General features: G+C 66.6%; 6 protein-coding genes. 3 read left to right on the top strand and 3 right to left on the bottom strand.

Translation table 11 applies throughout. The annotated features are described in order from the left end of the window. Window positions 1-406 precede the first annotated feature (406 nt). Window positions 407-1,078, top strand: coding sequence for an SDR family oxidoreductase (locus AB0H36_RS38020; RefSeq protein ID WP_360535069.1), 672 nt, complete (start codon window positions 407-409; stop codon window positions 1,076-1,078). Window positions 1,079-1,114: 36 nt separating this feature from the next. Here the strand turns inward: AB0H36_RS38020 and AB0H36_RS38015 are convergent, their stop codons facing one another. After that, entirely contained in the window at window positions 1,115-1,444 is a 330-nt protein-coding gene (locus tag AB0H36_RS38015) for an FCD domain-containing protein (protein WP_360535073.1), read from the bottom strand. A gap of 517 nt (window positions 1,445-1,961) precedes the next feature. Between AB0H36_RS38015 and AB0H36_RS38010 the strand changes: the two genes are divergently transcribed. Together AB0H36_RS38010 and AB0H36_RS38005 are read left to right on the top strand one after the other, a co-directional pair. Next, the gene (locus AB0H36_RS38010) at window positions 1,962-2,120 is read left to right on the top strand and encodes a hypothetical protein (protein WP_360535067.1); all 159 of its coding nucleotides are present in this window, start codon (window positions 1,962-1,964) and stop codon (window positions 2,118-2,120) included. Between the two features lie 145 nt (window positions 2,121-2,265). Then, window positions 2,266-2,907 (top strand): hypothetical protein, encoded by a 642-nt coding sequence (locus tag AB0H36_RS38005; RefSeq protein WP_360535065.1) that lies wholly within the window; start codon window positions 2,266-2,268, stop codon window positions 2,905-2,907. 250 nt (window positions 2,908-3,157) lie between these two features. On the opposite strand, the gene AB0H36_RS38000 is transcribed toward AB0H36_RS38005, so the two are convergent. Together AB0H36_RS38000 and AB0H36_RS37995 are read right to left on the bottom strand one after the other, a co-directional pair. Beyond that, window positions 3,158-4,417: a hypothetical protein gene (locus AB0H36_RS38000; RefSeq protein ID WP_360535063.1), complete on the bottom strand. Its 1,260-nt coding sequence runs from the start codon at window positions 4,415-4,417 to the stop codon at window positions 3,158-3,160. A 448-nt stretch (window positions 4,418-4,865) separates the two neighbouring features. After that, entirely contained in the window at window positions 4,866-7,844 is a 2,979-nt protein-coding gene (locus AB0H36_RS37995) for a glycoside hydrolase family 16 protein (protein WP_360535061.1), read from the bottom strand. Window positions 7,845-7,853: the final 9 nt, after the last annotated feature.

Genomic DNA, 7,853 nt, shown 5'->3' with positions numbered 1-7,853 from the left:
GGACTTGTGATGCCCGGCGCCTTCCGCAAGCAGTCGCTACAGCACATGCAGGACTTCAAGGCGTTCGCCGAGCACGGAACGGACGTCCGCGAAGCGACGAACTGATCCGCCCTGACCGGTCAGGCGTCTGACGGCGTGGCGTGTCGATCTTGCCTCCGTTCGTAGATGACCGTTGGGGCAAGCTCCACCAGGGCTGTCTGGAGAAACCGTTGCAATCAAATAGGTTCAGTTGACTGGCAGTTTCACTGACGGTGAGCGCCTCGCGAGGACATCCACGTCGCGCAGTTGATCATCCCCCGCGGGATCGGCGGCGGCGAGCCTGACCACGAACCCACTGCCCTCTCCGATCGCATCTGGTCCATGCACCGCGACCGTGCCGCTTACCGGACCCCCGTAGGCGAAGACATTGCATGACCGTCCCGGCCCGCATCGTCAACGCCCGGCCGGAAGGGGCAGCCGTAGTCGCGCATTCCGATCATCGGGTCGACTGACGGCGTCGGCCGACGCTGATGGCCGCCGTCGCCTGGCGGTTGCCGGACGTGCTTTCGCATGCGGTCGATCCCGGCTGGGTGCCTACGAAGTTGGGCGGACTCTCCGCCAGCAGACCGAGAAGGCCCAAACCGCCGCGTACGGCCCCCGGTTCCGGGACGACCTGCTCGCATCTGTCCACCGCCACACGGCGTCTACCCGCCGGGCACCTGACCCGTCTGACCCTGATGACTCGAGACGAAGGAGCCACTCCGATGACCGTCACCAACGACTCACTGGGAAGACCGCATTCGTCACCGGCGGCAGTGCCGGCTCGCCGACGAGCTCATCGTTCAAGGACTCAAGGCGCTGGCCCTGCGACGTCTCCGACGAGGACCAGGTGATGTACGCCGTGACCCGCACCGTCGAGGAGTTCGGCAGCCTCGACATGGCGTTCAACAACGCCGGGATCATGCTACCGCCGGCCGACTCCGCCGACGAGACCGGAGAGGCGTTCGACCGGCTCGTCGCGGTCAACCTCCGCGGCGTGTGGGCGTCGATGAAGCACGAGTTGAAGCAGATACGCGAACAGGGTCCGGCGCGATCGTGAACTGCTCCTCGCTCGCCGGCCTCGGCACGATCCGTCTCAAGAAGTGCTGTCCGTGCTCTGTGCTGCTGCCGAAGAAGCGGTGTCGACGATCGACTGGTCGATCAACGCGGCCATCGCGGTGTGCGCGGCGCGGGGACGCTTGTTGCGGATGGCAAGCAGTACCTTGGCGTGGAGATCGACTGCTTTGTCGTCGAGGGTGCCGTGTGTGTAGCGGTCGCGTAGCCGCATGCCGGTCTCGATAACCGTCGCCATTCTGGTGAGCAGTTCGTTGTGCGCGGCGTCCAGGAGTGCGGCATGGAACGCGAAGTCCGCCTCGACCTGGGCGGTGGCGTCCGGGCCTATGGATGCGCGCAGGAGCTGCTGGATGGCTGTCGTCGACGTGGATCACAGGGGGCTTGATGCTTCGGGGTCTGGGTGGTGGTCGTGGTTATCTGCCGCTGTCCATCATGCGGATTTCCGGAGGAGCGATGCTTGTTCAGCGGGTGCTGTCGCCTGCCACGCGGTTGGAGTCATGGACGGTTCTGGGCGATGACGGCCCGGTGGTGTCGGTCGAGCGGTATCTGACCGACATCGACCGGTCCCCGAACACGGTGAAGGCCTCGAGTCCACCGACCGGGTCACGGCGTCCGCCCGGGCCTTCAACGAGACGGAGTTCGACTGGTGCGCCTCCTTCCCGCTCGATCTCTTCCCTGACGCCGAGGATGGCGACGACGCCGAGGACGTGGAGGACGAACCCGTGGGTGGCGAGACCTTGTCGGTCCTCGGGCGTTGCGACTTCCGAATCACCGACGAGGTCGCGGTGCTTGCGGCCAGACGCGCGGCGTACCTGCGCGCTTGGCCCGACGACACCAGGAAGACGCAGAGATCAGGGTTCAGCAGGTAGGTGACTCGGGCCGCCGAGTTGGAACACGCCGACGGTCTGACCGCATTGGACAACGCAGCGGGTCTGAAGTTCCAGCGAGACGTCATCGGCTTCGTTGTTCACGAGGCCGAGGATGAAGAGACCTTCGACAACGATCCGTTTGGGATCACTCGAGACTAGGCGACCCAAGCTGGGACTGGCGCACCGTCATAGCGGTTCGCGCAGAGCCGCACCGTCGAGCGAGCAGCCACCTGAGATGAACCCGCCTCGGTGGCGGCCGCGCAATCTGCTGGCGGCCCGGTGCGTGGATCTCTAGTCTCTGTTCATGGGCGACGGTCGGATTTTGCTGCGTGACATCGTCATCGATCTCGGTGATGGGTCGCGCTGGCGCGAAGAGCTTGAGGCGCTGGCTCCGCTGATTGCAACCGCCCTGGGGATGGGCGAACGGGAGACGCTGTCCTATGGATACAGCCTGGGCAATGACCGCGGCCAGCTTACAAGCGTGCGCTACCACCGCGCGTTCTCCGGAGTGCCGCTCCTATGGGGTGATGTGTTCATCGAGGTTGGCAAGGGCGGCCGGATCGTCGAGGCCAGGCCCGCATCCGCCACGCCGATCGAGCTACCCACGGCTGTCCCGACACTGTCAGGTGAAGCCGCCGAGCGCATCGTGCGCGAGCGGTTCGCGGCCGGCGACCTGGCCGCGCTGGAGGACCAACTGTTGCACCACCCGTGGGTAATGGACCGGACTGCTCTTGAGGTCCTTGCGCCAGACGATCGGGCCTGGCTGGTGTGGAACTGCAGCCTGACGGTGCCCGTTCCTGGACTCGGAGCCCACGTCTTGATCGACGCGCACACCGGGGACGTGGTCACGAGTTGGTGGTTCGGGTGTTTCCACCCAGGGCCTTCGTTCAACGAAATGGTGCTGCCACCCAGGCAAGGCATCCCCGCCGACACACCTCCCAGCTGAGCCGGCCGACGGCGCCGCTGGACCGGTTCAACTACGGTCCCGCAACTCACGGAGAACCTCGGCTGGTCGATCGAACGCCCCTCATCGACATGCGCGCACCTCAGCAGGTTCGGGCGTCCCGTGAGTGGATCCCCAGCAGCAGCAAGCCCGGCCCAGGCGTCGCTCTTCGATAACGATCCGCCTGCTGGCACCGCCAACATGAGACCACGAATGCCCGTGTCGGACACCGTCCGCGACGAGAACGCCCAGGTCACGGCAGCGCCCGCAGCCACAACTCCAGATATGATCGATTCTCAACAGTCGTATTTCGCAACAGGATCGGCCCGATCAGCCTCGACGTCCAACGCGAGTACGGTTCGGTCGTCGTGTTGTACACGGGGACTCCGAAGCTGAGCCCACCGCCGGCCAGAAAGTCGCCGGCGTTGAAGGACTCGATGATGTCGCGTTCCCCAAATCTGGTGAGGATCGCGAGCTGACGGCCGACAGTGTCCCACTCGAGATCTTCGATGGTCTTACCCTCAACGAAGCCGAGGTCGGCCAGCGTGGCCGTTCCGCCATCGGGCGACAGGAACGCGACCACTCCGCGTGTATTCGCGGGCACGTACGCCAGCACGTTCCCCGTCGGAGACAACACAGCTCGCGTAGCCCCCTCGGAACCGTCGATGGTGGCGATCCGTGCCCCTTGTCCCGCCGCCTCGACCCGGGTCAGCGGCGCCTCGGCGAGGCTGCTGTCCTCGACGATCAGAGAGTGGTTGTCGCTGTGCCAGATCGGATGATCCAGGTTGCAGCCCACTCTGACCACCGCCGAGTCGGACAAGGTCAGGATGTCCACACAGGTCGACGAATCGCCGTCCGCCGTGCTGAAGGCGATCCGGGTGCCGTCCGGCGACCACGCCGGATGCGCAAGGCCGGCTCCGGACCGGACAAGCCTGTCGGCGCCCTGCTGACGAACCCATAGACCGCCGTCAAGAACGTACGCGATGTCGACACCGTTCGGCCCGCTCGTTACCTCGGTGGCCCCCGTCGGTGCGTTCTCGATCGGCACGATCTGTGTGGCCTTGGGCACTGCGAGACTCCCGAGCGCGGCCAGCTCGTTCGGCCGTCGGACGAGGGCGGTGACCTGCTCCCTCGCCTTCGCCGGTGACACGCGAGGGCTTTCCGGGCTCGGCTCGAACTCGTTGACGGCCCACATCTGGTACGTCACCGGACGCGAGGCCGCGGTCCACGGTTCGGTCCAGTGCGTCTGGTCCGGCGCGACATTGAATGTGGTGTCGATGCCGTCGACGGTCCGCCGTACGACGAACCCGACCGGCGTGGCGTTGCCCCATGATCCCGGCGTCCACGAAAGATCCACGCCGCTGTACGTCGCATCCACCGTGACCTTGCCAGGCGTGTCGGGCCGGTCATAAACGCTGGCACTGAACTGAACATGACGCACACCTCGCGAGGTGCCGTCGAGGATCTCGACGTCCTGCGCATACTCTCCGGCGGTGGTGGCGGTGAGGCTCATGTCGACAACACAGCTCGCCCCAGGCCGGACGATGCCACCGCACCCGGCATTGCCCAGAAGCCAGCCGAAACCACCCTTCAGCGGCTGCACAGAAAGTCTCAGGTCAGTCGTCCCCACGTTGGTCAGGGTTGCATGCCTACCCGGCCGTTGCGTACCGGCGAAGACCTTGCCGAAATCGACCCGCGGCGTGTCGACAGCGATGGCCGCGTACGGCTGGGTGACTCGGCAGGGCTGGAATAGTTCTGTATGTAAGGCAATCGCCGAGCTCAGGTGCGGTGGAATCGCCTCAGGTCCGTCAGTCGCGAGGGAAGGCGGGTCGATCCACTGTCTGTCGTGACTGTGCGCAAGGCCTCCTGGCCACCCGCTCGACGCGGGTGGCCAGCTGCTTGGCCCGGCTCGAACGTGTTGATGCTCGGCTGTCGAGAACCGCCAGGAGTCCGGGACCGGGTCAGGCGGGCACGAACTTCACGGCGCTGGTGCGGAGCCAGTTGGTGCCGGCTGCGTTGGTCAGTGTGACGTGGGCTGTGGTGCCGGCGGTGAGGGTGTAGCGGCCGAGGAGGATCCAGCGCATGCCGCCTGTGGTCTGGTCGATGGTGGTCGCGTCGGATCCGCCCGAGTGGGTGACGGTGTAACGGGCGGCGGTGGTGCTGTTGGGGTGGTTCGGGACCCAGGCGTAGACGTCGTACTCGCCGGAGGTCTCCAGGGTCGGTCGCCAGTCGGCGTTCGCCGTGGCGGAGTTGCTGGTTCGGGTCGGGGTGCCCTGCCAGCCTGGCACGCTCGACGCCGTCCAGGCCCCGGTCTCGCTGTAGCCGGCGTCGTTGATTCCGACGATCGCCATCGGCTTCGGTGTCACCGAAACGGTCGTCGGCTTCGACTCGTTGCCGCTCTGATCGACAACGGTGACCGCGAGGTTCTGTGCGACGTTGTTGGTGAGATCGCCGACGGGGAAGCCGAGGCCGCGCGACTGGGCGTCCGCCGGGTTGCCGGTCGGTACGTCGGTGATCCGGCGGCCGTCGGCGTACACGTGGTATCCGTGCAGATCGACCTCGGTGCTCTGCGGCCAGTACAGCACCGCACCACCGTTGGTCGCCTCGGCGGAGAGTTCCGTCGAGGGCGCCGGGGGCACCTTGTCCACCGGAACGTGGAGGATGAACGGCGTGGACGGCGCGGACTCCTTGCCGGCCCGGTCGACCGAGGTCACCGTCACCCGGTGCGTCTGCCCGGCGAGCAGTTCGTACATCCGGAACGAGGTGCCGCGGACCGGCTGCCAGGTGACCCGATTCCCGTCGAGATACACGTGGTACCCCACTGCGGCCGTCGGCTGCCAGCGCACCTGGAGGACCTGGTCGCCGTTCGACAGGTTCGGCTGAACGTAGGCGAACACAGCACTGGGTGCTGATGGCAACGGTGCCGAGGCGGGCGCCGGCAGGAATTTGATCGCATCGGCACGCGCGACTCCACCGGCCGCCCGGTTCAGCTCGACCGAGCCGTTGCTGCCCGCATCGAATGCGAAGTTGCCCAGCTTGACCCACCGGTCCGCCCCGAGGCTCAGATCCGCCCCGACCGTACTGACTCCACCGGCATGCGTGACGGTGTACGTCGGCGGCGTGGCCTGGTCGGCGCCGACGCGAACGAACCTGACCACGTTGGTCCGCAGGTACCCGCGTCCCGCGGCGTTGGCGATCGTGACTCGTCCAGCGGTGCCGGCGGTGAACTCGTACGTGCCCAGCGAGATCCACCGTTTCCCGCCGGTCGTCTGATCGACATCGACCGATGCCTGACCACCGGGGTGCTCGACGGTGTAGCGCGCGGCGGTGGTGCTGATCGCATCGTTCGGCACCCAGGCGGACACCTCGTACTGCCCCGCGATCGGCAGGTCTGGCCGCCACGCCGCCGTCGCCTTCGTGTCGTTCGTCGTCCGGGTGGCGGTTCCGTCCCAACCGGTCAGACTCGAGGCAGCCCAGGCGCCGGACTCCGTGTAGCCGGGATCGGTGACTCCGACCCGGGTCTCGGTGTCCTGCCGGCCGTCCGGGATCCATGCATAGACGTCGTACGTCGTGCTCCCGGGCAGCGTCGGCGCCCAGCGCGCGGTCGCGGCCGGATCACCGGACCATCGAGTGTCCTGCCCGCGCCAGCCCGTCACGGTGTTCGAGGACTGCCAGGTTCCTTGTTCGCTGTAGCCGGCCTGATCGTTGTCCACGACAACTGCCGGGACGAACTTGACCGCGTCGGTGCGCAGAGTGCCGCTTCCTGCCGGGTCCGATGTGACGCGCACGCCTTGACCGCGGCCGGCCGTCATCTGGTAGGCCCCGAGGCTCACCCATTGCTGGCCTGCGCTGTCCTGGTTCACGACGGCCGAGGTCTGCCCGCCGTCATGGCTCACCGTGTAGCGGGCGGCCTTATGACCGGTGCGCAGGTAATTCGGGTTCCAGACGAACACCTCGTACGACTGCTTGGCCGGCAGTTGTGGTTGCCAGGTGGCCGATGCGGCGGGGTCGTCGGTACGGCGTACGTCTTTGCCCTGGAAGCCGAAGGTCTGGTGGTGCCCGTCGGTGATGTCGTCGCTCCAGGTGCCGGTTTCGGAGTACCCGGGGTCGCCGTTGTCGACCACGACGGTGTCGGCGGTCACGTCGGCGCCCGGCTGGACCGGGGCGTAGTACCGGAAGTAGTCCCAGGCCGTTTCCCCTGGCAGGTTGGACTCGTCGACCGGTGCGGTGAACCCGAGGGTCGTGAGCCAGATGTTCTGCAGACCGTGTGGCCCGGGCTTCGGCAGGACGCGTGTCAGCTGTCCGTCGATGAAGTACCGCACCTGCGTCGGCGTCCACTCGAAACCGTAGACGTGGTAGCCGTCCGAGGAATCCGGACCCTTGTACAGGCCGCCCGGGTTGCCGATGTGTTGCGGCACGAACCAGTGCGAGACCTGGCTGTACAGGTCCGGCGCGTGCGAGTCGACCTCGAAGCCGTCGATCTCGTTCACCCGGTTGTTCGGGCCCTTGTACAACGGAGTGTCGGGCACGTAGTCGGACAGGCCGGTCGTCCACAGCGCCGAGTGGAAGCCCTTGTATCCCCACAGTTTGGCGCGCGTCTCGTAGTACCCGTAACCGAAGGTCTTGCGGCTGATCACCCCACCGCACGTGTACGGCTTTCCGTTGCGGTCCTCGCGCTTGAGCGCGATGCGCATCGAGCCGTCGGAGACGGTGACGTTGCCGGGGTTGTTGGAGCAGATCGCCTTCTCGCCTTCGCGGTAGAACCACGAGCCGGTGTCGAGTCGCGTCCCGTCGAACTCGTCGGACCAGGCGAGCTGGTACCCCGGAACCGGCAGCGACGGTGTCGCGCCGGCGACGGAGGACGCAGGCGGCAGGGTCACCAGCCCCGCGGCGAGCAGAATGCCGGCGATGCCGGCGTGGACAGACTTGCGGACCTTCACGAACACAAC

It is taken from the genome of Kribbella sp. NPDC050820 (genome assembly GCF_040653975.1).
GTDB lineage: Bacteria > Actinomycetota > Actinomycetes > Propionibacteriales > Kribbellaceae > Kribbella.
This window is presented reverse-complemented; position numbering and strand designations above follow the sequence as displayed.